The organism is Pontibacter indicus, from assembly GCF_900156345.1.
Classification (GTDB): domain Bacteria; phylum Bacteroidota; class Bacteroidia; order Cytophagales; family Hymenobacteraceae; genus Pontibacter; species Pontibacter indicus.
Genome location: NZ_FTPP01000001.1, coordinates 353,331 through 378,735, shown reverse-complemented (window position 1 = coordinate 378,735; position 25,405 = coordinate 353,331). Strand labels below are relative to the sequence as shown.

Annotated in this window: 25 protein-coding genes; 13 read left to right on the top strand and 12 right to left on the bottom strand. The window is 52.5% G+C overall.

Translation table 11 applies throughout. The features are described from left to right. The first annotated feature begins 42 nt into the window (after positions 1-42). Positions 43-1,026, top strand: a complete 984-nt coding sequence (locus B0B12_RS01635) for a pyruvate dehydrogenase complex E1 component subunit beta (protein WP_076665760.1) — start codon at positions 43-45, stop codon at positions 1,024-1,026. 58 nt (positions 1,027-1,084) lie between these two features. On the opposite strand, the gene B0B12_RS01630 is transcribed toward B0B12_RS01635, so the two are convergent. The 4 genes from B0B12_RS01630 to B0B12_RS01615 all read right to left on the bottom strand — a co-directional run bounded on the left by B0B12_RS01630 (position 1,085) and on the right by B0B12_RS01615 (position 3,842). Next, on the bottom strand, positions 1,085-1,576 hold the full coding sequence (locus B0B12_RS01630) for a DUF2231 domain-containing protein (RefSeq protein ID WP_076665759.1): 492 nt from the start codon (positions 1,574-1,576) through the stop codon (positions 1,085-1,087). Between the two features lie 4 nt (positions 1,577-1,580). After that, on the bottom strand, positions 1,581-1,901 hold the full coding sequence (locus B0B12_RS01625) for a hypothetical protein (RefSeq protein ID WP_076665758.1): 321 nt from the start codon (positions 1,899-1,901) through the stop codon (positions 1,581-1,583). A 192-nt stretch (positions 1,902-2,093) separates the two neighbouring features. Further along, positions 2,094-3,056, bottom strand: a complete 963-nt coding sequence (locus tag B0B12_RS01620) for a YihY/virulence factor BrkB family protein (protein WP_244554561.1) — start codon at positions 3,054-3,056, stop codon at positions 2,094-2,096. A 66-nt stretch (positions 3,057-3,122) separates the two neighbouring features. Then, complete coding sequence (locus B0B12_RS01615; RefSeq protein WP_076665757.1) at positions 3,123-3,842, bottom strand: class I SAM-dependent methyltransferase; 720 nt, start codon at positions 3,840-3,842, stop codon at positions 3,123-3,125. 206 nt (positions 3,843-4,048) lie between these two features. Here B0B12_RS01615 and B0B12_RS01610 point away from each other — a divergent pair, with 206 nt between their 5' ends. Further along, a complete protein-coding gene (locus B0B12_RS01610) occupies positions 4,049-4,612 on the top strand; it encodes a DinB family protein (protein ID WP_244554560.1) in 564 nt (187 codons plus the stop codon). 6 nt (positions 4,613-4,618) lie between these two features. On the opposite strand, the gene B0B12_RS01605 is transcribed toward B0B12_RS01610, so the two are convergent. Together B0B12_RS01605 and B0B12_RS01600 are read right to left on the bottom strand one after the other, a co-directional pair. Continuing rightward, entirely contained in the window at positions 4,619-5,512 is an 894-nt protein-coding gene (locus B0B12_RS01605; protein ID WP_076665755.1) for a PhzF family phenazine biosynthesis protein, read from the bottom strand. 28 nt (positions 5,513-5,540) lie between these two features. Continuing rightward, complete coding sequence (locus B0B12_RS01600; protein WP_076665754.1) at positions 5,541-6,182, bottom strand: hypothetical protein; 642 nt, start codon at positions 6,180-6,182, stop codon at positions 5,541-5,543. 425 nt (positions 6,183-6,607) lie between these two features. Between B0B12_RS01600 and B0B12_RS01595 the strand changes: the two genes are divergently transcribed. Beyond that, on the top strand, positions 6,608-7,084 hold the full coding sequence (locus tag B0B12_RS01595) for a nucleoside deaminase (protein WP_076667584.1): 477 nt from the start codon (positions 6,608-6,610) through the stop codon (positions 7,082-7,084). A 244-nt stretch (positions 7,085-7,328) separates the two neighbouring features. Here the strand turns inward: B0B12_RS01595 and ffh are convergent, their stop codons facing one another. Continuing rightward, entirely contained in the window at positions 7,329-8,669 is a 1,341-nt protein-coding gene (gene ffh, locus B0B12_RS01590; protein WP_076665753.1) for a signal recognition particle protein, read from the bottom strand. A 405-nt stretch (positions 8,670-9,074) separates the two neighbouring features. On the opposite strand from ffh, the gene B0B12_RS01585 reads away from it, so the two are divergent. Beyond that, on the top strand, positions 9,075-10,409 hold the full coding sequence (locus B0B12_RS01585; RefSeq protein WP_076665752.1) for a glycosyltransferase family 4 protein: 1,335 nt from the start codon (positions 9,075-9,077) through the stop codon (positions 10,407-10,409). Here the strand turns inward: B0B12_RS01585 and B0B12_RS01580 are convergent. The 5 genes from B0B12_RS01580 to B0B12_RS01560 all read right to left on the bottom strand — a co-directional run bounded on the left by B0B12_RS01580 (position 10,406) and on the right by B0B12_RS01560 (position 14,734). After that, entirely contained in the window at positions 10,406-11,293 is an 888-nt protein-coding gene (locus B0B12_RS01580) for a hypothetical protein (RefSeq protein WP_076665751.1), read from the bottom strand. The two genes, B0B12_RS01585 and B0B12_RS01580, sit on opposite strands and share 4 nt — an antisense overlap. Positions 11,294-11,422: 129 nt before the next feature. Then, the gene (locus tag B0B12_RS01575) at positions 11,423-11,629 is read right to left on the bottom strand and encodes a hypothetical protein (protein WP_076665750.1); all 207 of its coding nucleotides are present in this window, start codon (positions 11,627-11,629) and stop codon (positions 11,423-11,425) included. Between the two features lie 43 nt (positions 11,630-11,672). Next, on the bottom strand, positions 11,673-12,917 hold the full coding sequence (locus B0B12_RS01570) for a S41 family peptidase (protein ID WP_076665749.1): 1,245 nt from the start codon (positions 12,915-12,917) through the stop codon (positions 11,673-11,675). Positions 12,918-13,010: 93 nt separating this feature from the next. After that, positions 13,011-13,520: a hypothetical protein gene (locus tag B0B12_RS01565; protein WP_076665748.1), complete on the bottom strand. Its 510-nt coding sequence runs from the start codon at positions 13,518-13,520 to the stop codon at positions 13,011-13,013. A gap of 116 nt (positions 13,521-13,636) precedes the next feature. Further along, positions 13,637-14,734 carry a glycosyltransferase family 61 protein gene (locus B0B12_RS01560; protein ID WP_076665747.1) on the bottom strand — a complete coding sequence of 366 codons (1,098 nt, stop codon included), beginning with the start codon at positions 14,732-14,734 and terminating at the stop codon, positions 13,637-13,639. Between the two features lie 415 nt (positions 14,735-15,149). On the opposite strand from B0B12_RS01560, the gene pseB reads away from it, so the two are divergent. The 9 genes from pseB to B0B12_RS01515 all read left to right on the top strand — a co-directional run bounded on the left by pseB (position 15,150) and on the right by B0B12_RS01515 (position 25,304). Further along, positions 15,150-16,169 (top strand): UDP-N-acetylglucosamine 4,6-dehydratase (inverting), encoded by a 1,020-nt coding sequence (pseB, locus tag B0B12_RS01555; protein WP_076665746.1) that lies wholly within the window; start codon positions 15,150-15,152, stop codon positions 16,167-16,169. A 114-nt stretch (positions 16,170-16,283) separates the two neighbouring features. Beyond that, positions 16,284-17,462 (top strand): UDP-4-amino-4,6-dideoxy-N-acetyl-beta-L-altrosamine transaminase, encoded by a 1,179-nt coding sequence (pseC, locus tag B0B12_RS01550; RefSeq protein ID WP_076665745.1) that lies wholly within the window; start codon positions 16,284-16,286, stop codon positions 17,460-17,462. Continuing rightward, positions 17,459-18,349, top strand: a complete 891-nt coding sequence (locus B0B12_RS01545) for an aldo/keto reductase (RefSeq protein WP_076665744.1) — start codon at positions 17,459-17,461, stop codon at positions 18,347-18,349. Before pseC ends, B0B12_RS01545 begins: the two co-directional genes overlap by 4 nt. Continuing rightward, positions 18,346-19,134: an SDR family NAD(P)-dependent oxidoreductase gene (locus B0B12_RS01540; RefSeq protein ID WP_076665743.1), complete on the top strand. Its 789-nt coding sequence runs from the start codon at positions 18,346-18,348 to the stop codon at positions 19,132-19,134. The genes B0B12_RS01545 and B0B12_RS01540 overlap by 4 nt, the downstream gene beginning before the upstream one ends. Beyond that, positions 19,128-19,934, top strand: coding sequence for a cytidylyltransferase domain-containing protein (locus tag B0B12_RS01535; RefSeq protein WP_076665742.1), 807 nt, complete (start codon positions 19,128-19,130; stop codon positions 19,932-19,934). Before B0B12_RS01540 ends, B0B12_RS01535 begins: the two co-directional genes overlap by 7 nt. A gap of 23 nt (positions 19,935-19,957) precedes the next feature. Continuing rightward, the gene (gene pseG, locus B0B12_RS01530; RefSeq protein ID WP_076665741.1) at positions 19,958-21,442 is read left to right on the top strand and encodes a UDP-2,4-diacetamido-2,4,6-trideoxy-beta-L-altropyranose hydrolase; all 1,485 of its coding nucleotides are present in this window, start codon (positions 19,958-19,960) and stop codon (positions 21,440-21,442) included. 16 nt (positions 21,443-21,458) lie between these two features. After that, a complete protein-coding gene (gene pseI / locus B0B12_RS01525; RefSeq protein WP_076665740.1) occupies positions 21,459-22,502 on the top strand; it encodes a pseudaminic acid synthase in 1,044 nt (347 codons plus the stop codon). Positions 22,503-22,505: 3 nt separating this feature from the next. After that, complete coding sequence (locus tag B0B12_RS01520) at positions 22,506-23,789, top strand: glycosyltransferase family protein (protein WP_076665739.1); 1,284 nt, start codon at positions 22,506-22,508, stop codon at positions 23,787-23,789. Positions 23,790-23,828: 39 nt separating this feature from the next. Further along, positions 23,829-25,304: a lipopolysaccharide biosynthesis protein gene (locus B0B12_RS01515; RefSeq protein WP_076665738.1), complete on the top strand. Its 1,476-nt coding sequence runs from the start codon at positions 23,829-23,831 to the stop codon at positions 25,302-25,304. The last annotated feature ends 101 nt before the right edge of the window (positions 25,305-25,405 follow it).

Here is a 25,405-nt window from a genome sequence, read left to right as displayed (position 1 = left end):
TTATCTTAATTTTACCAGCTGAACAGAGATTTTAACATTACTATGCGAAGTATACAGTTTAGAGAAGCCCTTCGTGAAGCCATGTCTGAAGAGATGCGCCGCGATAAGAGCGTTTTCCTGATGGGTGAAGAAGTAGCCGAATACAATGGCGCCTACAAGGTGAGCCAGGGCATGCTGGACGAGTTTGGTCCGGAGCGCGTAATTGACACTCCTATTGCCGAGCTTGGCTTTGCCGGTATTGGCGTGGGTGCCTCCATGAACGGCCTGCGTCCGATCATTGAGTTCATGACCTTCAACTTCTCGCTGGTGGCCATTGACCAGGTGATCAACTCTGCCGCCAAAATGATGTCGATGTCAGGTGGTCAGTACTCCTGCCCTATTGTGTTCCGCGGACCTACCGGTAGTGCCGGCATGCTGTCTTCGCAGCACTCTCAGAACTTCGAGAACTGGTATGCCAACACCCCAGGTTTGAAAGTGGTGGTTCCTTCTAACCCATATGATGCCAAAGGCCTGATGAAGTCTGCCATCCGCGACAACGACCCGGTTGTTTTCATGGAATCAGAGCAAATGTACGGCGACAAAGGCGAGGTGCCTGAAGAAGAATACCTGATTCCGATCGGTGTGGCTGACATCAAGCGCGAAGGTACGGACGTAACCATCGTATCGTTTGGCAAGATGATGAAAGTAGCCCTGGCTGCTGCCGAGGAACTGGCCAAAGACGGCATCAATGCTGAGGTGATCGACCTGCGCACTGTTCGTCCGATCGACTACAAAACTTTGATCGAGTCTGTAAAGAAAACCAACCGCATGGTGGTGGTAGAAGAAGCATGGCCTCTGGCCTCTATCTCTGCTGAACTGGCCTACCACATCCAGAGTAATGCATTTGATTACATGGATGCCCCGGTGAAGCGCGTAACTTGCCGCGACGTGCCACTTCCATATGCTCCTACCCTGATCGAGGCATCGCTTCCAAACGTAGCGCGTACGATTGAGGCGGTGAAAGAAGTGACTTATCAGAAAGCTTAAGCTGGACTGATTGTATAAAAAACGGCCCCTGGTTTTTGGAACCAGGGGCCGTTTTGCTTTAGAAACCGGCACAGTCAGACAGAGGCACCTGCACGCCGCCGGCCTGTTCGTAGACGAGCTTGGCGCCGAGATGCCCGGTATAGGCCAGGTAACCACTGCCAACCAGCATGAGCACTACCATTACAGCTGATAACGGCCGCTTATACCTTTGTACCCAGTCCACCATAATACTCAGGTCGAGCACCGAAGCTGCTGTAAACAGGTAGGCCAGGTTGTAGGCGGCCAGTTCGTGGCTTTTCAGCACCGTGGGGTCGCACAACTGCCGCGAGACAATGCCATCGGCCAGGTCGCCGGTATAGATGCTCAGCCAGGCGCCTGCCGTGCCCGCAGAGAGCAGGTAAGCACCCATGCGGTGCCAGAAAGCAGCCGGCTGCGGCTTCAGCAAAACAGCCAGCAGTTTGGCCAGCGTGGCGAAGAGCAGCAGCGCCACCGGGAAATGCACCGTGAGCGGATGCCAGGCCTCGGTGCGCCAGCTCAGCAGTTCCTCCATGGGGTTATTCCAGAATGCGCACGGCTACGGGGTCCAGGCGTTGGCCTACTTTCTCTACCTGCACTTCCACCCGGGTCCCTTCCTTCAGATGGTCAAAAGGAACCGTCTCACCATTGTGGGTCAGCGTAGTGGCATCTGTGAAGTATAGTTCCAGCGTTTTGTTGTCATCAGTCTGCACGTAAATCTCAGTCTTCTCAGGCACAGCTTTTTTCACACTGCCCTGGTACGTGCCCGACTCCACTACATCGGTGCCGCCGCTATCGCAGCCATACATAAACACGGTGAGCATGGCAAACATGGCCAGCCAGGATTTCAGATTTTTCATAGGTATAGGTTTTAGTTAATAATCTCTGTCTCTGATGCTATGCAACTACGTGATATAATGCATTAAGTATCTAAAACTTAACATGATTAAGCATCAATCAAATATTTCATTTCAAAGCTTGATCTTTCGGAAAGGTGAAGGGGCGGTTTCCTTACGCTATACCTATCATTTTAATAAGGAGAGCACAACCCGTTAGTTGAGACCTGACTTGCGTTTCACTTCGACGGTGCCGGTGTCCTCGTCTTTCTCTATTTCCTGCTTTTCTACTTTCACGGCGGTATCGGTGGGCTCAACGCCGCGGTCATGATCTTCGGAATATACCTGCGTGAACTCAGCTCCCAGCAAAAAGATAACGGAGGTATAGTATACCCACACCAGAATCAGTACAAGCGAGCCAGCCGCTCCATAGGTGTCGGCTAGCGGGTCGTGCTGGAAGTAGATGTTGAGGACGTACTTACCCAGGGTGAACAGAATGGCGGTAACGACAGCGCCGACCCACACATTGGCCCAACGAATGCGGGCATCAGGCAGCACTTTGAAGATGGCAGCGAAAATAACCGTGGCAATGGCAATGGATACCAGGATGTTGCCGATCGTAACCAGGTATACGGCTATGCCGGAGAGCTCCTGCCGCAGGTAGTCGTAAAAAAGCCCCAGCACCACATCCACCGAAAGCGAAACGAGCAGCAGAAAGCCAAAGCTCACCACCAGGGCCAGCGACAGAAGACGGCCGATCACCAGCTTCATGAAGCCCTTTTCTACTTTGGCCTTCACCTTCCAGATGGCGTTGAGCGAATCCTGTAGCGCCACAAATACCGTCGTAGCACTGAAGGCCATGACGAGCACGCCAATCACCGTGCCGATGGTGCTGGCCTCGGACTGGCTGGCATTCTCGATGATGCTCTGTACCTGCGTGGCGCTGTTGCGCCCCACAATACCGCCCACCTGCTTCACCACCTCGCCGCGCACAGCCTCCTCCCCAAAAGCGGAGCCTGCAATGCGGATCGTGATGATAAGCACGGCCGGCAGCGAGAAAATAGTGTAGAACCCGATGATGGCCGCATAGTCCAGGGGGTTGTCATCGACGAACTTCTTGAAAGTCTGTTTGGTCAGTTCCCAGGTGGTTGTAAGCCTTTTTCGCATGAGGTTTGCCATTTTGCTATACCTACAGGCATACGGCAAAGCGGTCGCTTAAGGTATAGCCACCGCGCGAGGGCGGTTCTATGCCTGCGCGAGTGCCAGCCGGGCCAGGTAATTACCGGCCTCCCCTTCGTAGAGCAGCTCGAAGGTATAGCCGTGGCTGGTAGCATAGTCTTCCAGAATGGCCGGGTCGATGAAGAGCCATTTGAACTTGCCGGTCTGATGCTCTTTGTAGCGCATGTTGTACACTACCTCCCCGTAGTAGCCCGCGTTCAGGTCGAGCAGCACAGAGCCGTCTTCTTCTTCAAACATATACAGGATATCCGATGACTCGAGCAGAATCTGACCGCCAAGGTTCAGCAGTGTTTTGGTATGCTCCAGGAAGCGCTCCAGCCCTTCCAGATCGCCGGCTATACCTATCCCGTTCATGAGCAGTAGCAGCGTGTCGTAGCGCTGGCCACTCAGTTTGAAAATATCCTGCTCAAGTACCTGCCGTATACCTTGCTGTCGCATGGCCTGCACCGCCCCAGCCGACACATCCAGGGCTGTCACATCGACTCCAAGGTACTGCAGGGCAAGGCTATGGCAGCCGGCTCCTGCGCCCACGTCCAGCACCCGTCCCCGGCACTCATCCAGTGCCAGCAGCTCCAGCTCGGGCATTTCTTCGGGCGTCCGGAAAAGGTAGGCTACTTCTATTTCGTCGTCTTCAGTCAGGTTGCTTTCCACCACGATCCGCGCCTTGCGGTTTCCGGCCATAAAATCCTGTATAGCAGCCCCTACCGGGTCGTTGGTCATTTCCATGCTGTGTGTATTTTTTCTGCAAAGAAAAGGAACATTCGCCTTTGTTTCATCAGATTTGAACTTATCCAATTATATATTTTACTCCATATTAGATCACAAGCCTTATTATCAGTCATTTAGGCTCAAAAAAACAGCATCTTCCGTTGCACTAATCAGAAATTTATGTAGATTGGCAATCAATAATCGACCTCAACCTGCGTTTACCTATGAGCACAACCACCTATAGTCACATTCAATTGATGAATCCTTCGTTGGAAAGCCAATACCTGAAACTGGAAGAGTCGCGGAACCGACTGATCGGAGAGCTGGAGGGGCTGGACGAGGAACTGCTGAACCGCCCTGCCGCAACTGGCAAGTGGTCCATCAACCAGATCGTGGCTCACCTGATTCAGGTGGAGCAACTGACCAACAGCTACATACAGCGCAAAGTGCAGGAAAAGGAACTGGAATCAGCCTCGCTGGCACACAGCATCAGGTCTATCTTGCTTCGTGTGGCGCTGCATTCGGGTATGAAGTTCAAGGCCCCTGCCGCTGTGGCGAAGGTGCCGGCCTATGCCAGCCTGAACTCACTGCGCATTCAGTGGGACGCGGCCCGTTACCAACTCGAAGACACCCTCACCGAACTGCCTCCGCAGCAGTTAGGCAAGTGCCTCTTCCGTCACCCTTACGCGGGTATGCTTTCCATCAGCCAGACGCTCGATTTTTTACAGGACCACTTTACCCACCATGCCCGGCAGATCGCCCGCCTGCGGCAGCAGTGGCTCCAGTAGCCGCACTTAAAAGTCCCCTAACTCCATTTTCCTGATCACCAGTCCACGTCCTCCGGCACGTAACCCCACAATGTGACCCTCCCCGTCGAGCTGCAGCATCACTTCGATCTGGCTTGGCGACGGATGGCGCATGAGGTAGCCCTGGTGAATGAGGAAATTCGCTTTGTGATACTGCAGATGATCGTGCAGGTAGCAGGCAAGTGGGCCGGCCGCCATGCCTGTGGCCGATTCTTCGGCTATACCATAGCTCGGTGCAAACATGCGGGCGCTCGCATCGGCTACTTCCGTATTTGTCGTAAAGGCATAGAAGCCCACCAAACCTGCTTTGTCCGACACGGCCCTGATCAGCTCCTGGTCAGGCTGCAGGTGGTGGAGCGTGCGCTCGTCAGGTATAGGCACCAGTAAAAAAGGAACCCCGGTGCTGGCGACTACAGGCGCTTGTGGAAGGACAAATCCCTCCGGCAAGCCGAGCGATGTAGAAATCACGTTCGGATCAATGCCGGCCGCTCCCAGCGTTGTGTACTGCGGTGGCAGCTGCGCCTGGTATACCTTGCCTTCCTCGTAACTGATCTGGCGTGGTCCCTCTATAGATTCTTTCACAGCGCTTCCGTCCAGCAGTAGTCCCTTTTGCCAGAGCAAACTAAAGGCAGCGACCGTGGCATGACCGCAGTGCGGAATTTGCTTGAGCGGGGTGTAAAACTCTACTTTCACATCTCCCACATCGGAGGCGGACACAAAAGCCGTTTCGGAAAGCCCCAGCACGGCGGCTATTTTCTGGCGACGTTCACGAGAGAGCTTGTCGGCAAAGAGGACGACGCCGGCGGTGTTCCCTCCGTTTGGCTGTTCTGTAAATGCTTTGACCAGGTATAACTCAGGTGTAAGGGTCTCTGTATTGGTCATAGGGTGTAGCTGTTATTAGGGTATCTTTTTAGTTCGTTGTCTCGCTGTCCTTTAGCGCGGCAAATTCCATCTGAAGGGTCTTTATACGTACCTCGGTTTCGTCGGGCAGTTCATCGAAGGCTTCTTTGCGCTGGTTCAGCTCCTCGAGCACGGCGGCCGCCATGTCCCAATCCTGCTGTTTCCAGTTTTTGCTTCGGGCACGCACGTTGCTCATGAAGTTCTGGTAGGCCTGCTCCACATTTCCTTCACTCAAAGCGGTGCCATTGGCGTACTGTCCCAGCAGGTCGCGCTCCCATTTCGATAACTCGGCCTCGTTGTTCGCCAGGCTGTCTCGTTCCCGCTCACGGGCCTTAAAATCTTCTTTGATCTGCTGATAGTCAGCACGCAGCTTTTCGGAGAAGCGCTCCTGCTTGCGGTCGAGCTCCTCGGTGCGAGTTCTAAAGTCTTCTTTTGTTTTTTTCCAGTCCTCCTCGGTTCGCTCCTCCAGTTTGTTTGTCTGGGCATTCACCCAGGAGCGAAACTCGTTTACGTCCCCTTCAATCTCCTGCTCTCGCGTGGTGGTGCAGGCGCTTAGCAAAAGCGTGCTAAAAAGTACAAAAGCACACCAACGCACTTGGTGCTTCATCTTTAAAATAAGATCTGTAACCGACAGTTGAAATTTGGCAGTCATAAGCATATGAATCATTAGTTATCAGATATTTCCATTTTCAGGCATTGGTTCAATAAAATATACCTACGTATTTTCTGTATTCAAAACCAATGCTATAATTGGTGCGTAATAAATTAAGAAAGATTGCTATAGTCCAAATTATAAACTCTATACTTCCAAAACTAGATATTTCATTTGAGTAAGGTACGGGCTGCCCACTTTTGAGGAGCAGCATTAGCTAGAATAGCTTGCACTACGAGTATGCGTTAAAAGGCACAAGTGTAGTGTAAGCTATTGCTATTTTATATACTTGTCTCAGCCAGTTTTGGATAGGTTTATGACTAACAATTACAGCTTTTTCACGACGACGAGGAGCACGATCACAAAGCGGCATCATACATCGATTTCTGCCGGTATAACGTATGCTGCAGCGTAAGGCATATCCTATGACAGAAGAACAGAAAAACTTTATGCGGGAGGCCATCAGGCTATCCGTCGAGAAAATGGAGGCTGGTTTTGGCGGGCCTTTCGGTGCAGTGGTCGTGCGGGACGGCGAAATCATCGCTCGTGGGTATAACAATGTGCTCGCTACGAACGACCCGACTGCCCATGCCGAGGTAGACGCCATTCGCAAGGCCTGTCAGGCGCTAGGCACCTTTCAGCTGACGGACTGTGAGCTTTATACCAGCTGCGAACCCTGCCCCATGTGCCTGGGCGCCATCTATTGGGCCCGTCCACGCAAAGTATACTACGCCAACTCCAAAACTGATGCCGCTGATGCCGGTTTCGATGATCAGTTCATCTACGACGAGATCGACAAAGACGCGCCCGAAAGGTCCATACCCATGGTGCAGATGCTGCGAGAAGAAGCACAGGAAGCCTTCGAAAAGTGGGCGAAGAAAGAAGACAAGCAGGTATATTAGCGCTATACCTTTGCTAAATTGTAGGCTTAAGAATTTTCAGGTAAAGCTTTGGGCTTAGGAAGGTATAGGCTTGGGTATAAACAGGTATAGCTTTAACTGGTTAGTGCAGGTATAGGCAAGTATAATTGACACCGCGGAGGTATAGGCATGATCCTGGCAGGTATAGCAGCAGGCACAACTTGCTAAAAATGAAAAAGGCTGAGCTTATACCTGCTCAGCCTTTTTGCTTATATCTGGAAACCTCCTAGCGACGACCGCCCATCATTTTGGCAAGGTTGGCCATACCGCCTTTGGTGCCGGCCATTTTGTTCATGGAGCGCATCATCTTGCGCATGTCGTTGAACTGCTTCATCAGGTTGTTCACCTGCGTGATGTCGGTGCCGGAACCCTTGGCGATACGGGCACGGCGGCTGCCGCTGATCATATCCGGGTTTTCGCGCTCCTGTGGCGTCATCGACTTGATGATCGCTTCGATCGGCTTGAACGCGTTCTCGTCAATCTCCACATCTTTCAGCGCTTTGCCAACACCCGGGATCATGCCTACTAGGTCCTTGATGTCACCCATTTTCTTGATCTGCTCGAGCTGGGTCAGGAAGTCGTCGAAGTTGAACTGGTTTTTGCGGATCTTCTTGTTGATGCGCTTCGCCTCGTCCTCGTCGAAAGCCTGCTGGGCACGCTCTACGAGGGAGATCACGTCACCCATGCCGAGTATACGCTGGGCCATACGATCTGGATAGAACAGGTCGAGAGCCTCCATTTTCTCACCCGTAGAGATGAACTTGATCGGCTTCTCTACCACAGAACGGATAGAGAGGGCCGCACCACCGCGCGAGTCACCGTCGAGCTTGGTCAGCACCACACCGTCGAAGTTGATACGCTCGTTGAAGGTCTTGGCTGTGTTCACCGCATCCTGGCCCGTCATGGAGTCCACCACGAACAGCGTCTCGGTCGGTTTAATGGCCGCCTTGATCTCGGCTATCTCTTTCATCATCGCCTCGTCCACGGCCAGACGACCGGCGGTGTCGATGATGACTACTTTCTTGTTAGTCTTTTTAGCGTGGGCAACGGCGTTGAGGGCGATCTGAACCGGGTTCTTGTTTTCCAGCTCGGTATAGGCCTCTACGCCTACCTGCTCGGCCAGCACCTGCAGCTGGTTGATCGCGGCCGGACGGTACACGTCGCAGGCAGCCACCATGACGCTGCGGCCCTGCCTCTTAAGGTGATTGGCCAGCTTGCCCGTGAAAGTGGTTTTACCAGAACCCTGCAGACCCGCGATCAGGATGATGGCCGGCTCGCCTTTCAGGTTGATGTCTTGCTTTTCGCCGCCCATCAGCTGGGTCAGCTCCTCGTACACGATCTTCACCATCAGCTGCCCCGGCGACACGGCGATGAGTACGTCGCGGCCCATGGCCTCGTCTTTGATCTTGTCGGTTACCGTTTTGGCTACTTTATAATTAACGTCGGCGTCTACCAGGGCACGGCGTACCTCTTTGATAGTGGCGGCCACGTTGATCTCGGTGATGCTTCCCTGGCCCTTAAGGGTTTTAAAGGCGCGGTCTAGTTTGTTACTTAAATTATCAAACATCTCTCTAGTTCTGGATTTACCTACAAAACTAAGGAATATCAGGAATAGTTGCTATAGGAATGAGGAAAGGGGAATGAATAATGAGTAATGACTAATGAGTAATGACTAATGAATAATGAGTAATCAAGTATGAAGAATTGATAGGTATAGCGTGAAATGAATAATAAATGGGTAGACAGATAGAGTTGACAAGCTGAGGAATGTTGTTATTTGCTTCAGCTTTGATCTGCAAGCCAACCTATTCCCTGGCTTTACCGAATACAGCCATGATTAGGTATGGCCACAAGTCATTCCCATTAATCAGCAATTATTTCTTATTCATGACGCATTAATCATTTTTCATTCGTCATTACTCATTAAACTTCATTTGCTATCTTTGGGAAAGAAGATACTCTGCTGATCGCTTTGGAAAAAACAGACCAGATCAAATTACTATACATCTCCTACTACTGGCCCCCATCGGGTGGGCCGGGCGTGCAGCGTGGGCTGAAGTTCTGTAAATACCTGCCACAGTCGGGTGTGCAGCCGAGCGTGCTCACGGTTGACGAAAAACAAGCTTCCTATCCGGTGCTAGACCATACCTTTGCAAGCGAAGTGCCCGAAGGTATAGCCGTATACCGTACTGCTACCTCCGAGCCCTTCGAGTATTACAAGAAGCTCTCCGGCAAGAAAGAAATTCCTTATAGCGGCTTTGCCAACGAAGAGGCCAAAACCGGCTTTCTGGACAAAGTGTTCAAGTTTGTGCGCGGCAACCTGTTTATACCTGACGCCCGTGTTGGCTGGAACAAGCATGTCCTCAAAAAGGCTGATGAGTTACTAAAGGGGGGCCAGATCCAGGCAATCCTGACGACCAGTCCGCCCCACTCTACCCAACTGATCGGCCTGAAGCTAAAGGAAAAGTACGGCCTGCCCTGGATCGCGGACCTGCGCGACCCCTGGACGAACATACACTACTACGATCAGCTCTACCACACCCCCATTGCCAAACGCATCGACCGGAAGTACGAACTGCAGGTGCTGGAGCGGGCCGATGCCGTGATCGTGACGAGCGAAGACACCAAACGCCTGTTCATGAACAAGCCCGTGCGCGTCAACCCCGACAAGATCCATGTGATCCCGAACGGGTACGACGAGGATGATTTCATCTACCCTTCCACACCGCCGCAGGACGAATTTCTGATCACCTATACCGGTACGATCACCGAGAATTACAACATCGATGTGTTCCTCAAAGTGATCTCGCAGCTGCGGTCCGTAAACAGCGACATCCGTTACAAACTGCGTTTTGTAGGGAAGGTATCAGAGGGTGTAAAGGAGCGCATCAGAAAGGCGGGTCTGGAAGGTATAACGGAGTTTGTGCCGCATGTGCCGCACACCGAGGCCATTAAGTACCTGATGGAAAGCACCATGCTGCTGATGGCCATCGCCGATGTGCCGGCTGTGTACTCCAACGTGCCAGGCAAGCTGTTTGAGTACCTGGCGTCGAACAAGCCAATCATTTGCCTCGGCCCGGTGCACTCCGACACCGACCGGATCATAGACGAATGCGGTGCCGGTCGTTTATTCCACTATACGGCTCACGAGCTTATGCTCGACCACATGATGCTGATGAGCAAGGCCTGGACAATCAACCCGAACCTTGACCTGCCCTACCTCAATCACGCCCAGTTTTCGAGACGTGAGTTGACAGAGAAGCTGGCCAAGGTGGTGAAGCGGTTGGTGGGGAAGGCTAAGGTTTAGTCAATTTTCCAGTCTACCGTAACGGGTCTGAATTCATCTACTATATAGGAAATTAATATTTCTCTGTTATCAATAACCTTGATGACGTGGCGGGTTGTTCTTAAATTAAGAAAAATGGAGTCAGCAGCTGTGGGAGTGCCTAAAGCTGATTGTGAGAGGTTTGCAAGCCTTTCTTTCGTTATAGTGAAAGATGTTTCGCCAGGTTTAACTAAATAGCCGACTTGTCGAGTCCGATTAATAGTGGGCGATGAAAGGACTTTACCTATGCCTTCTTTAGGGACAATCAACAGACCGACTATAATGCTGTCTTTTACAGAATTTCTTTCGAATTGAAAGTTAATTTCTTCATCAAATGAAATACGCGAAGGTACTGCATGCCATTTAGCAGCTTTCGGAACATCAGTCATCTCCACCCTGTACCCCTTGCTCTTATCACTATTTAAGTACTCCCATTTCAAATTTCTCACCTCGTGCTGGTTCCCGTATAAGTTCCAGGATGTAGAGGGTTTCGAAGAGTCACAGATATTATTAATATAGGTCTCGGTGCACATGGTCTGCCCGTTTATTTTGCTGCTTTGAAGCGGGACATGGGGACCATTTGTATCCTTCCCGAGATACGAGGCCTTGAAGTACCCTTTATCAATCGTGAATTGAGAAGGTGGGCCAGATGTAAAGATATGATTCTCCGTGTACATGAAAATCCCATCCACTTCATCGTATTTGCTAGCTTTGACAGGTACATCAGTGGTGTTGGCATCTACTACGACATATTCTACTTCTTCCTGTGTAGGCAGTACTGTTTCATCTTCTTTGCTGGAGTCACAGCTGTATAGCAGGAGTGAAAGGCTGGCAAGAACTAGCGAGGATCTGTAAAGTTTCTTCATGATTTAAGTTTTGTTAAAGGTGGGACGCTAAATACAAGGTATTCTTAATATTCTATACAAGCAATTACTGTTCCATGATTTCAGTAAAAGCATAAATAATAGAATTATATTTAAGATGTAAGCCACCTGCTAACCATCTAATTTCTCACGCTTCTGTTGCTCCCAGAAGGCAGAGATAAATAGCAGCAGGAAAGAAAGCTTATAAATCCGGTACCACCAGACGTTTGTCTCCCAGAAGAACACCCGGTAAACTTCTTCTGAGGTATAGAAGGAGCTTACCAAATCTACCAGCATGGCAGCAGCAAATACCAGGTATAGGATCTTGAGAAATTTCATGTGTTGATTTCTTTGGCTTTGGAAGGATCGGTGAAAATTAAATCTACTGTTTTTCTGCTTTACTTGCTATACCTTGATTGATTAAGTTCAGGGTATAGCTCAGCACCGTATCCTCTCCTTTCAGGAAATCCGCTGCGGTGGGTGCTACCAGGTGGGCGGTTGGTATGGATTTGCCTTCCATCGGAAAGCCTCCGACAGAAACTCTGGGCTCGCGGGTAGGTATACGGAAAGTCAGGCCCTGACTAGTCGCAAACAGGGTGGCGCCATTGCCGGTATCGCCGTGGGTGGGCGTGCCGATCAGCACGGCATCCGCACCCTCCCAAAGGTCTATGGCAAAGCTCTCGGCAGACGAGAAGGTATAGCCGCTCGTCTGCACAAGTAAGTTACCTTGGTAATTGTCCGCGCCTGGGATGAGCGACTTGCGTGAAACACTCGCCTTGTATTTCCTTTTGATCAGGTAGGCAGCCATTTTCTCACCCAGAGCAGAATTTCCGCCACCGTTGTTTCGGAGGTCAATGATCAGGTATGGCTTGTGTTTAAGCCTCTGGTAATGCTGCACAAACTGCTCCACCACATCGCCGCGCATCCCATTGATGGCGATATAACCGACCTCTTCAGAATTGCTTTTCCCGGTAGCCAAGGTATAGCCTGGCGCTTGCGAAGAAGCCTGATCATCGAAGGTGATAGCAATCTCCTTCAGACTATCGGCAGTCTGGATGAGGTAGCGCCGGGTATCCTTGAAATAACTGGTAAAAAGGTTATTGCTAAGTACCAAAGCGGTTCTACCCTGCGTTGTGGAAGCAGACACATAAGTTTTCTCACGCTCCAACCAATCCAGCACCGGTATACCGTCGATCTCCAGGATCTCGTCCCGCCCCTTTATACCTGCTGCAGCAAAGCGATCGTCCCACACGTTGCTGATAAACACCCTGTCCTCTACCAAAACAGCACTGCAGTTGATGACACCCCTGCGGAAATACACATTGGAATGTCCATTCTGTAGGTCACCAAAATATTGAAGCATCAGCTTGCCATAAGCTGCATTGTCTTCTGCCTTTGCGACTAGGGTAGCGTATTTCGCATAAAGAGAGTCTGGCTGTATACCTTTCGTTTTCAGGTACGGATGCTTGCTTTCCACAATAGCGTGGATTTCCTTGAAGTTTGCAAGATACCTGGCCTGATCATGCTCCAGATCGCTGAGGTAGATGCTTTGGAAGTTGGGGGATGAAGTGGAGCAGCTGGAGAGAATGACGAGAGTGATGAACAGGGCGAGGTAAAGTTGTTTCATGTGGTGGGTTGGTGAATACTAACAGCTGAGACATGAGGTGAGCAAGGCGTATACTCTGCTTTACACATGTGCTTTGTTGGCGCTTCGTTGTTTTTATTTTTTCTGCTCGTCCCACATCTCCTGTATACTATCCCACCATTGACTAGCCCACTGCTTCAGTTTGCCAAGTGTCAAAGGTTCACCGTTATCATTGAAGATTTGGTAATCTGTTACAGTAAAAGTCAATTCACCACCAGCAATTTCTTTAGAACTATTGCAATGAAGCACGTAAATGTCAGGTGTAGTATAGGTATAGCTTTGAACTTCAAGCCCCAGTTTCGCCAAGGTCTGTGGGTCGTTTGTTATTCTTTTTTCTGTTTCTTGGAGTGCAAGAGGCTTTGACTTGTTAGCTTCATAGTCTTTAAACACAAAGAATTCGCAAAGTAAATCCCTACACCCTGACAGCTCAACTATTATTTGGTATTCCAAAACGACAGGATTCCATACCTGCCCCCAAGGAATCACAAACTCCAAAGTCAAAGCTTCCCCGTCTTTGCTCACACCCTTCAACTCAAAGTCGTGAAACATTGAAAACAGTTGTTCAATGTCTTGTTGTCTATTCATATTTCCAATGTACGCCAACTACTTGCTGGCAGAAGTACCTACTCCCACTATCCATACTATAGCTGGATAAAGCCTAAACCTGCCCCACCCTACAACTTAAATTTAACTAAATATACCTAAACTCCTATACCTTTCATCCAGGCTTCTACCTCCTCAACCGATACGGTATAATTCTCCAGCCTGTCCCCTGTCGTTCCAACCAGGGCGCTGTACCGGAAACCAAGCGCTTTACAGAGCAGAAAGTAGTGGGTTTTGATGAGATTGGCCGGGTGAAACTCGAGCACCTGGCACTGCTCCGAGAATAGCAAATTGGTGAGCCCGGCGCCATGGGGAGCAATGACGAGTTCGGCTTCAAAGAAGAGCTGCACTTGCTGCTGGTAGGTCAGTTCCTCGGCCCGCACCATCTCAAAGCCATACCTTTCAAGAAGCGGTAGTAGCTCCTGCTCGTTCAGCACCCGGCGGGTTTTGGCCTTGGCTCGGCTGATGTAGATGCGTCTTCTGCGACCGCTTTGCTCCACTGCATAGCCTTTCCATACCTTGTGCCGCAGCCACTCGGCCACTTCGTGGGGCAGGTAACCGCTTTGGGCATTGGTTATGAAAGAAGGTAAAACAAATTCATCTAATCGCCATTTCTCATGTTTATCAATGAAGACCAGTTCGGCCTGGGGATAATCTTTCAGCACGAAAGCAAATGTTTCCAGCTGGTAAGGGGCCATGTCACGGCGCATAATCACCTTGATCGGTTCCTGCGTGTGCTCCAGCACCAGGTATAGCCGCGGCAGACAGTCAAAAAACCAGTGATAATTGTTGTTATCAGCCCAGGGCAGGAAAAGCACCGAGGTATAGCGACCGGCTTTTCGCTTGGGCAGCAGCAAAGACACCTCCTTAAAGGCATCGGACTTAGCCAGACGGCTCACCTCCCCCACCGACTCCACCACCACATTGCCGTCCAGCACCAAAGCACCGGAGTTGCCTAGCAATTCCACATCCTGCAGCCGGACCAGGTACTGCTCCTTTTGCCGGTAGCCCAAGCTATAGTCGATGGCGTAGTTAAAGCTGCTCGCCGAATCTTCAAGAAAAGCTTTCTCATCTGCATTGAAATCTAGCACGCAAGTTTGGCTAAGCAATTGTTTGCCAGGGTGATGCAATACGGAGGTATAGCGGGAGTAGTAACCCAGAGTATGCAGCAAACTGAAGAATGCTTTTTTTAACATGAAATAGGTGGAGTTTGGGAGTTTAAGAGTTAAAAAGTCCCTACATTGAAACAGCGTTCTTCGTAGGGACAGGTCGCGACCTGTCCGATTCTAGCACAAGTCATTTGTCTGAATCAGAATTTAAAGGATTAACAGGATTCTCAACATCAATTATGCTTGTGTACCAATCCTGAAAATTTTAAAATCCTCTAAATCCTGGGGTAAGGCCCCTTTGTATATATTCAGAGAGTTAACAACTCAGCAATCTAAACGGCCAACAACGAGCAATTAACAATTTCCACGGGCAACTACCAACCTGCACCCAACAATTTATCCATTCAACAATTTAACAATTACCAATCAGCAATTAAATATTTAACTTGCACCTCGGCGTGGGTTACGATTAACTGGCCCGCTTATTAAGTAAAAAAGAAACATGGCATTAGACCTTAACAATAAGTCTATTTTGATTACAGGCGGCACCGGCTCGTTTGGGAAGAAGTTCGTGGAGATGGTATATGCGCGCTTTCCGGATGTGAAGCGCGTGGTGATTTACTCCCGCGACGAGCTGAAGCAGTTCGAGATGTCGCAGGTGTTCCCACACAGCAAGTATAATTCTGTCCGCTACTTTATTGGGGACGTGCGCGACGGCGACCGTTTTAAACGTGCGTGTGAGGGCATCGACATTATTGTGCACGCTGCCGCCATGAAGCAGGTGCCAGCCGCTGAGTACAACCCGATGGAATGCATCAAGACAAACGTGCTAGGTGCTGAGAACGTTATCAACGCTGCCCTCGACACAGGCGTGAAGCACGTGGTGGCGCTCTCTACCGACAAAGCCGCCGCTCCGATCAACCTGTATGGCGCCACCAAACTGTGCTCCGACAAACTTTTTGTGGCCGCCAATAACATGAAAGGCAAGCGCGACATCAAGTTTTCGGTGGTGCGCTACGGCAACGTGATCGGCTCCCGTGGTTCGGTGGTTCCTTTCTTTTTGAAGAAGCGGGAAGAAGGCGTACTGCCGATCACCCACCCGGAAATGACGCGCTTCAATATTTCGCTGGAAGAAGGCGTGGAACTGGTTTTCCATGCGCTGGAGCACCATTGGGGCGGTGAGATCTTTGTGCCGAAGATACCATCTTACGTAATTACTGACCTGGCCGAGGCCATTGGTCCTACCTGCAAGCAGGAAGTGGTAGGTATACGCCCGGGCGAGAAACTGCACGAAGAGATGATCACCGAAACCGACTCCCTCAACACCGTGGAGCTCGAAAAATACTACGTGATCGTTCCTTCAACCCCACTCTGGAAAGTGGAGGACTTCATGAAGGCCCACAACGGCAAGATGGTAGAACTGGGCTTCAAGTACAACTCCGGCACTAACAACGACTGGCTCAGCGTGGAGCAGCTCCGCGAGCAGATCCGTCAGCACGTGGACGCGAGCTTTAGTGTTTAATTAATAATGAGTAATGAATAATGATTTGCTCTTTGGTGTAGCAGTCCACATTAATTATTACTCATTATTCGTTCACCATTACTCACTATTCATTATTCATTACGAATTAAAACCATGAAGCCAATCCCCTACGGACGCCAGCACATCACCGAGGCCGACATACAGGCGGTGGTGGAAACATTGCAGTCGGATTTCCTGACACAGGGGCCGAAGGTGGCCGAGTTTGAGCAGGCCTTCGCCAGGTATGTGGGCGCTAAATATGCTGTGGCGGTGAGCAACGGGACGGCCGCCCTGCACCTGTGCGCCATGGCGTTGGGCGTGAACGAGACCTCGCGCGTGATCACCACGCCCATCACCTTCGTGGCCTCGGCCAACTGCGTGCGCTACTGCGGCGGCACGGTCGAGTTTGCCGACATCGACCCGGCCACGGCTCTGATCGACATTGCCAAGGTACGTCAAATGGTGGAGAGCAAGCCAAAAGGCTACTACAGTGGCGTCATTCCGGTGGACTTCGCCGGCAACCCTGTCAACCTGGAACAACTGCGCGAGCTGGCAGACGAGCACGGTCTGTGGATCGTGGAGGACGCGGCACACGCGCCGGGTGGCTTCTTTGTCGACAGCCAGGGTAAAAAGCAGTTCTGCGGCAACGGTCGCTATGCCGACATGGCCATTTTCTCGTTTCACCCCGTCAAGCACATCGCCACCAGCGAAGGCGGCATGATCACGACCAACGACGAGGAACTCTACAAGAAACTTTTATTATACCGCACCCACGGCATCACCCGTGATCCGGAGCTGCTGCAGGAGAACCACGGCGGCTGGTATATGGAGATGCAGGAGCTGGGCTACAACTACCGCATCCCCGACATGCTCTGCGCCCTGGGCATCACCCAACTGGCCAGAGCCGACGAGGGCATGGCCCGGCGGAAGCAGATCGCCCGGGTATACGACGAAGCCTTCGCAGGCGCGACAGGTATAGACGTATTGGGCACCAACCCAGCAGCGCTGACAGCAGACGGCGAGACAGGCCACGCCTACCACCTTTATGTGATTCAGGTACAGGACCGCAAGGGGCTGTACGACTTCCTGCGCGAGCACAACATCTTTGCGCAGGTGCACTACATCCCGGCCCACACCATGCCCTACTACCGCGGTGTGGGCTATAAAAAGGGCGACTTTCCAGAGGCTGAAGGCTACTACGAGGCCTGCCTGAGCCTGCCCATGTACCCGAGCCTGACGGACGAGGAGCAGCAATACGTGATCGAGAAAGTAAAAGCGTTTTGCAAGGCTTGAGTCCGGACACAACATCAACGGGACAGCGGCTGGTCCTGGGCACGGCGCAGTTCGGACTTGCCTATGGTATCAGCAACCAGCGCGGTCAGATTCCTCAGACCGAAGTAAGCGCCATTCTGGAAGAGGCGGCGAAGGCAGGTATAGGCACCCTGGACACAGCCGCAGCTTACGGCAGCAGCGAAGCGTGCCTGAGCAATGTCCTACCCGCGTTGCCAAACTCATACCGCATCATTTCCAAATACCCGCCCAACCAACCCGACAAAAGCATCCGGCAGGCCTTCCAGGAATCGCTGGAGCGCCTACACGTTGACAGGCTTTACGGCTATCTGCTGCATAGCTACGCCAGTTACAGCAGCAGGCCAGGTATACTAGATGAGCTTCTGGAACTGAAAGCGTCAGGCTTGGTCGAAAAAGTGGGCATCTCTCTTTACCATCCGTCTGAGGCTGAGGAGTTACTGAAAAGGGAGGCGCTGATCGACCTGTTGCAGTTCCCCTACAGCGTATTCGACAGGCGATTCGAGGAACTGCTGCCCGAGCTGCGCAACCGTGGCATTGAAACACACATCCGCTCGGTATACCTGCAGGGGCTCTACTTTATGCAGCCGGGCAAGTTGCCGCTATACCTGCAGGAAGTGGCACCCAAGCTGGAGCAGCTCCAAAAAATGGCCGAAAGCTATCAACTCCCGATCGGAGCAGTTTGTCTGGCTTTTGCGCTGGCAAATTCCTATATTTCACAGGTGGTGGTTGGGGTGGAGAGCCTGCAGACCCTGCAGGAGAATATCCGCTACAGCAGCGTAGAACTCCCTGCTGAGCTCTATACCGCACTTTTAGAACTGAAAGAAGAAAACGAGCACATACTCTTACCCTACAACTGGCCCGCACGATGAGTAGCAAACTGACCGACTTATTTTCCCTGACTGGCAAAGTGGCCCTCGTCACGGGTGGCTACGGTCACCTGGGCACCGCCATCAGCCTAGGACTGGCCGAGGCCGGGGCCACTGTCTATGTGCTGGGCCGGAGCGAGGATAAATTCCAGGACGCTTTCGGACAGCAGCCCGATCTGAAAATCTCCTTCGTCTACTGCGACATATCAGATACGGCCACTGTAGCTGCAGCGTTCAAACAGATGCAGCAGGCAGCAGGGCGCATTGACGTGCTGGTGAACAACGCCTTTTACTCCAAAGGACAGCATCCGGAGCAACTTACAGACGAGGAGTGGGCTTACGGCATCGACGGCAACCTCAACAGTGTGTACCGCTGCATCCGGGAGGTGATTCCATACTTGAAGCAAAACGGCGGCCGCATCATCAACGTGTCCTCCATGTACGGCATGGTTTCGCCGGATTTCAGCATTTACGACGAAAGTCCGGCTTTTCTGAATCCGCCGCACTACGGAGCCGCCAAGGCTGGCGTGCTGCAGCTTACGCGCTATTTCGCTTGTTACCTGGGCAAGGAGGGTATTACCGTCAATGCCGTTACGCCGGGACCGTTCCCGAGCGAGCAGGTGCAGCAGAATGAAGGGTTTGTAAATCAACTGAAAAAGAAGAATCCATTGGGCCGCATCGGGCAGCCAAACGACCTGAAGGGGGCCTTCGTATACCTGGCTTCGGACGCGTCGGCCTTCATGACGGGGCAGAACCTGGTGCTGGACGGAGGCTGGACGGCATGGTAAAGGTCGGCTCGATCATACAAGTGCGCCTGTGCTCGGAGCGACTGCCGGGCAAGGCGCTGCTGCCACTCCCATTCAGCGGTAACACAAGTCTGCTGGAACATGTGGTGACGCATGCGCAAGCAGCAAGCACATTGCAACAGACAATTGTTGCTACTACAACGAGTAGTGCTGACGATGCCATCGAGGCTTTTTGTGAGGAAAAAGCCATAACCTGTATGCGCGGACCGGCCGACGACGTGCTGGAGCGCTTCCGGCAAGCGGCCTATACCTATAAGCTGGATGTGATCGTGCGTCTCACGGGAGATAACCCTTTTGTGATGTCCGAGACGATTGACCAGGCGGTGAACCGATTATTGGAAACAGGATCAGATTATATCATCACCACCGGCCTGCCGCTCGGCACTAATGTGGAGGTGTTCACGCGACAGGCCCTGGAAGCAGCCGCCGCCGAAGCCACTGAAGCTGCCGACCGGGAACATGTGACACCTTATATCAGAAGAACAGCCGGGTTCAAGAAGCAAGCATTTCCGTTCCCCTCTCCCATCGAAGCGCTGCGCCTGACCGTAGACTACCCTACGGACTACGCTCTGGCCTCCCTGATCATGGAGCGGCTTTGGAAACCGGGTCAGCCGGTGACAAACGAGCAGATTGCCGCCTTGCTGCAGGAGCAGCCCTGGTTGCAGGAACTCAACGCGGCTAATTCGCAGCGGCAGGTTTTCAACTCCGAAGAAGAGGAAATGGCCGCTGCCAAAATGCTGCTGCAGGCCGGGGGATTTACGCGGGCACTGCGGAAGCTCTAGTCGGCTGCTAACAATACAATAGCATGAACAAGAAGACACGCATCATTTTCAGAGCAGACGGGAACAGCCGCATCGGGTTGGGCCACGTGACGCGCTCGTTGGCGCTGGTGCACATGCTGCGCCGGGAGTTTGAATGCGTGTTCGCCATCCAGTCGCCTGACCAGGCGCTGCAGGAGCGGATCCGGGAGGTCTGCGACGGCATCATCGTGCTCCCGCCCGCCGAACCGGATGCGGACCGCTTTGTTCACGAGCTGGACGCTTACGTTTCTGAAGAAGAGATCGTGGTGCTGGACGGCTATACCTTTGGCACGGCTTACCAACAGAACTTAAAATCACGCGGTGCTGCGCTAGTCTGCATCGATGACATCCATGCCTATCCTTTTGTAGCCGATGCGGTCATCAACCAGGCCGGCGGTGTGTCGCCTGAACGCTATGATACTGCCCCCTATACCCGGCTGCTACTGGGGCCACATTATGCGCTACTCCGTCCTGCCTTTTTAAGATCAGCTAAAGCCAGCCGCCCCTTACCGGAGGGCGAGTTGCGGGTGTTGGTCTGCATGGGAGGCGCCGACCCGGACAACCATACCTTACAAGCGCTGGAAACGCTATTGGCTATACCTACCGTGAAGCATATCGAAGTGGTAGTTGGCAGCGCTTATACCTACCTGCACGAGCTGAAACAGCAACTAAAAAACTATACACAGACCAAACTGCACCGTGACTTGTCTGCCGAAAACTTGCGCCGTTTGATGACGAATTGCCATGCGGCCGTCACTTCCGCCAGCGGCATTTCTTATGAATATGCTGCCGTAGGAGGCGCTCTTTTTGTGAAGCAGACCGTGGATAACCAGGCAGGGATGTACCAATTCTTAACCTCAACAGGTATAGCGCGATATTATAACAGCCTTTCGCAAGTTCTGCAGCAAGGTATAAGTCAGCAGGAGTTTGAATCTCAGGTTGCTACCCAGCGTCAGTACTTCGACGGCAAAAGCCCGGAGCGACTACTAGAGGTATTCCGAAAGCTAGGGCTGGCAACCAGTCTGAAACTGCGGAAAGTTATATCTGAGGACCTGCAACTGCTCTTTGAATGGGCCAATGATCCGGAAGTGCGCCGGCACTCCTTCAACCCGGAACCTATTTTGCTGGAGGACCACACCCGCTGGTTTCAGACCAAACTTGACAACCCCGATGCCATGCTCTATCTTGCCGAGGCAGACGGAAAGCCAGCCGCCCACATCCGCTTTGACCTGAATCAAGGTATAGCCACCATCAGCTACCTGATCGGGGCAGACTTCCGGGGCAAAGGACTCGGGCACACGGTATTGCTCAAAGGTATATACCAACTGCTGCAAAATAGACCGGATGTAAAGTCGGTGGTGGGTTTGGTGGAGCAGCAGAACACAGCCTCAGTTCGGTCATTTGAAAAAGCCGGTTTTGCTTACGGCGAACCTGATCCGGCACATCCGAAAGCTTTCCGTTTTATCTGGCAGCCAAAGGCCAGCGAATAGTTTAGAAACAGAAACCATGATTAACGATATCAGCATTGCCGGCCGCCTGGTCGGGCCATCGCACAAGCCCTTTATCATCGCCGAAATGTCGGGCAACCACAACCAGTCGCTGGAGCGGGCGCTGGCCATCGTAGACGCCGCCGCGGATGCCGGAGCCGACGCCATCAAGCTGCAGACCTATACGGCCGACACCATGACGCTGCCTGGCGCCCTCACCATTGAGGACGAGGGTTCCCTGTGGAAAGGCCGTGAGCTGTATGACCTTTACAAGGAAGCCTATACCCCTTGGGAGTGGCACCAGCCGATCTTTGAGCGGGCACGGGAGCGCGGCATCATCGCCTTCTCCTCCCCTTTCGACGAGTCGGCGGTGGATTTTCTGGAGAGCCTGGGAGCGCCGGCCTACAAGATCGCCTCGTTTGAGAACACCGACCACCCGCTGCTGCGCAAAGTAGCCGCCACCGGCAAACCCGTGATCATGAGCACCGGCGCTGCCACTGTGCAAGAAGTGGCCGAGGCGGTGCAGGTGTTGCGCGAGGAGGGCTGCCTGGAGCTGATCCTGCTCAAGTGCACCTCCACCTACCCGGCCACCCCAGAGAACACCAACCTGCGCACCATCCCGCACCTTCACGCGCTCTACGATCTGCAGGTCGGCCTGTCGGACCACACTATGGGGGTGGGTGCTTCCGTGGCTGCTGTGGCCCTAGGTGCCACTGTCATCGAAAAGCACTTTACGCTTAGCCGCGCCGACGGCGGGGTGGACTCAGCCTTCTCGCTGGAGCCTGCCGAGTTGCGGTCGCTGGTGGTGGAGTCGGAAAGGGCCTGGCTGGCGCTGGGGCACGTGCAGTACGGTGTGCAGCGAGCCGAGGAAAAGAGCCGGCTCTTCAAGCGCTCCGTTTATGCCTCCAAAGACATCAAGGCAGGGGAAGCACTCACCAAAGAGAACATCCGGGTGATCAGGCCGGGCCTGGGGCTGCCGCCGAAGCACTATGAAAGCCTGCTGGGCAAAAGCGCCGCGCAGGACATCAAAGCGGGCACGCCACTGAGCTGGGACATGGTATAACACATGAAAGACTGGTATACGCGCTACAGCAACATCCTATACCTGCACTTTTCCGAGGGTTTTTACCGACTGCCGGAAAGCGCCAAAAACGCCGCCTCACCCAGTAATCCGGGGATGCGACTGCTGCGCATGGCCGGCTATACCTTGGTGCGGCTGCTGGGCAACCTGTTTAAGTCCGTGGAACAGCCGGAACGACTGCAGGGCAAGGTATGGCTGTATGTGGTGAGTCAGAACAATTACGACAGTCTGCACTTTCTGGAGGCGGCTATACCTGATGCCGTGCTGGTGGCGGGTCAGAGCAAGGCCATTGGCAGGTATAACCAGCAGGTCGCGCGTCTCTCTCTCCGCAAAAAGCTGCTCTACTACTATAAATTTCTACCCCTGTTCTTCCAGTTTTTGTCACATCGCAGACAAAGTACGCTCCGCTTTGTGGACCTGCTCTACGATGCCGTCGGCTTTTATGAGGTATACCTGCAGAAGCTCCGGAACTACCGTCCGCAGGCGATTGTGTTTGCCAACGACCACAACGCCGACGCCCGGGCCATGCTGCTGGCAGCAAAAGAACTAGGTATACCTACTGTTTATGTGCAGCACTCGAGCGTGAGCAACTTATTCCCGCCCCTGGCTTTTGACCTGAACCTGCTCGAGGGGCAGGATTCGCTGGATAAGTACAAACAGTGCGGGCCGGTACAAGGCCGGGTGGAGTTTATCGGGATGCCGAAAGCCGATAGGTTCGTGCCGCTTCGTAACAGGAGCCAGCAAGTGCAAACGCTGGGCATTGCCTGCAACCTGATGGACCGGGTGGAGGAAGTGGAGCAATTGATCCGCCAGATCAGCCGTGATTTTCCACAGCTCCGTATCCTGTTACGCGCCCACCCCCGCGACAAACGCAGCTATACCTTTGCCACCGGCATCAGCCCGAATGTTATCCTGACCAACCCAAGGCAAGAGTCCGTTTTTGAGTACCTGCAAGGTATAGACATGCTGGTGAGTGGCAACTCCGGCATCCACCTGGAGGCTGTGCTGCTGAATGTGTGGTCTGTTTATTTTAACTTCAATCCGAAAGAAGAACTGCACGACTATTATGGTTATGTGAGACAGGGCCTTGTAGAAGAGGCGACTTCCTATGCTACCCTGAAACCGATGCTCGCGCAAGGTATAGTGCACAAACCGGAGGTATACCTGCGGGCTAAATATTATAATGCAACTGTGGGAACGGACTACGATGGCAAAAGCAGTGTGCTGGCAGCTGATTTTGTGAAGGCGATTCTGACGCAGCGTGCCTAATTACAAGAATCCTTTACCTTTGTGGGCTGAATCAGAAACATGAGCAAACACCTCCAGCGAGAAGGCATCTGGAACACCATTATCTCATACGCCGGTATTGTGATCGGCTATGTGAACACCATCCTGCTTTTCCCGAACTATCTGGAGGAGGAGGAAGTGGGCCTCACCCGCCTGTTGATTCAGATTTCGGTGATGTTTGCGCAGTTCTCAGCACTCGGCTTCGTGAACATGAGTGTCCGCTACTTCCCCTATTTCCGGGACAAAAGCAAAGAGCACCACGGTTTCCTGTTTCTATTGCTGGCTATACCTGTGCTGGGCTTTGGCGCTATCACGGGGCTCTTCCTGCTGTTCAAGCCAGTGGTAGTGGACTATTACATCGAGAATTCCCCTCTCCTGCTCGATTACTATTACTTCGTCATCCCGCTGGCCTTTTTCACGCTGCTCTTCAACCTGCTCACGGCCTACCTGCGCTCCCTGTTCAAGACCATTATCTCGTCTTTCGCCCAGGATTTCCTATTGCGCATCCTGACCACGGCGCTCATCGGGCTCTACGCGATTGACTGGATTGACTTCAGGCAGTTCGTGTTGCTTTACATCGTCATCAATGCCACCATCACGCTCACGCTGGTGGTGTATGCGCTTTGGCTGAAGCAGTTGTTTTTGCGCCCACGCCTGGCCGCTCTCAGCATTGTGCCCCTGCGCGAGATGCTCTACTATGGTTTTTTCACCTTCCTGGGCAATATCTCGGTTACCATCATTACCACCGTCGACCAGATCATGATCAGCTCTTACAGCCTGGGCGACAATGGTATTTACACCACGGCTTTCTTTATGACCAGCGCCATTATGGTGCCGGCCCGCTCTATCTTCAAAATTGCTTTTCCGCAAGTGGCGGAGTATTGGAAGGATAAGAATATGACGGGTATGGCGAGCCTATACAAGCAGATCACGCTCATCAACCTGATCATCGGCCTGCTGCTGTTTATCGGTATCTGGGCCAATATCGACAATCTTTTCTCGTTTATGCCGGAGACCTACCGGGCAGGCCAGTATGTGGTGCTGTTCCTGTCCGTGGCCCGCATCATCGACCTGGCCACGGGTATAAACGGCATCATTCTGGCTACTTCCGAAAAATATCGTTGGGATTTGCTCTTTAACGCGGTGCTGGCTGGCCTTACGATCTGGACGAATCTAATTTTCATTCCGCGCTACGGCATCGACGGGGCAGCCTTTGCCTCCATGATCTCTTATGTGACGATCAACCTGCTGCGCCTGTTCTTTGTGCAGTGGCTTTACAAAATGCAGCCTTTCGCCTGGAGCTCGGTGGGCGTGACAGCCATTGCAGCGCTGGCCTTGGGCGCCTCATACCTGCTCCCCTTCCTCGGTAACCTATACCTGGACATACTGGTGCGCTCCCTGCTTATCACGTCCATTTACATGGGGCTGATGCTGGGCCTGCGGGTATACCCCGCTATGAACGAATGGCTGCTGAATTACGTGCGCAGAAAAGTGTAAAGGTCTCTTGACAAAGAAATTCTTTGACAAAGGACATGGACTTTTTTGAGTAAGAAGAGATGATTACAGAAACGTGCGTGCGGCTCCTCCACACTTCCTTT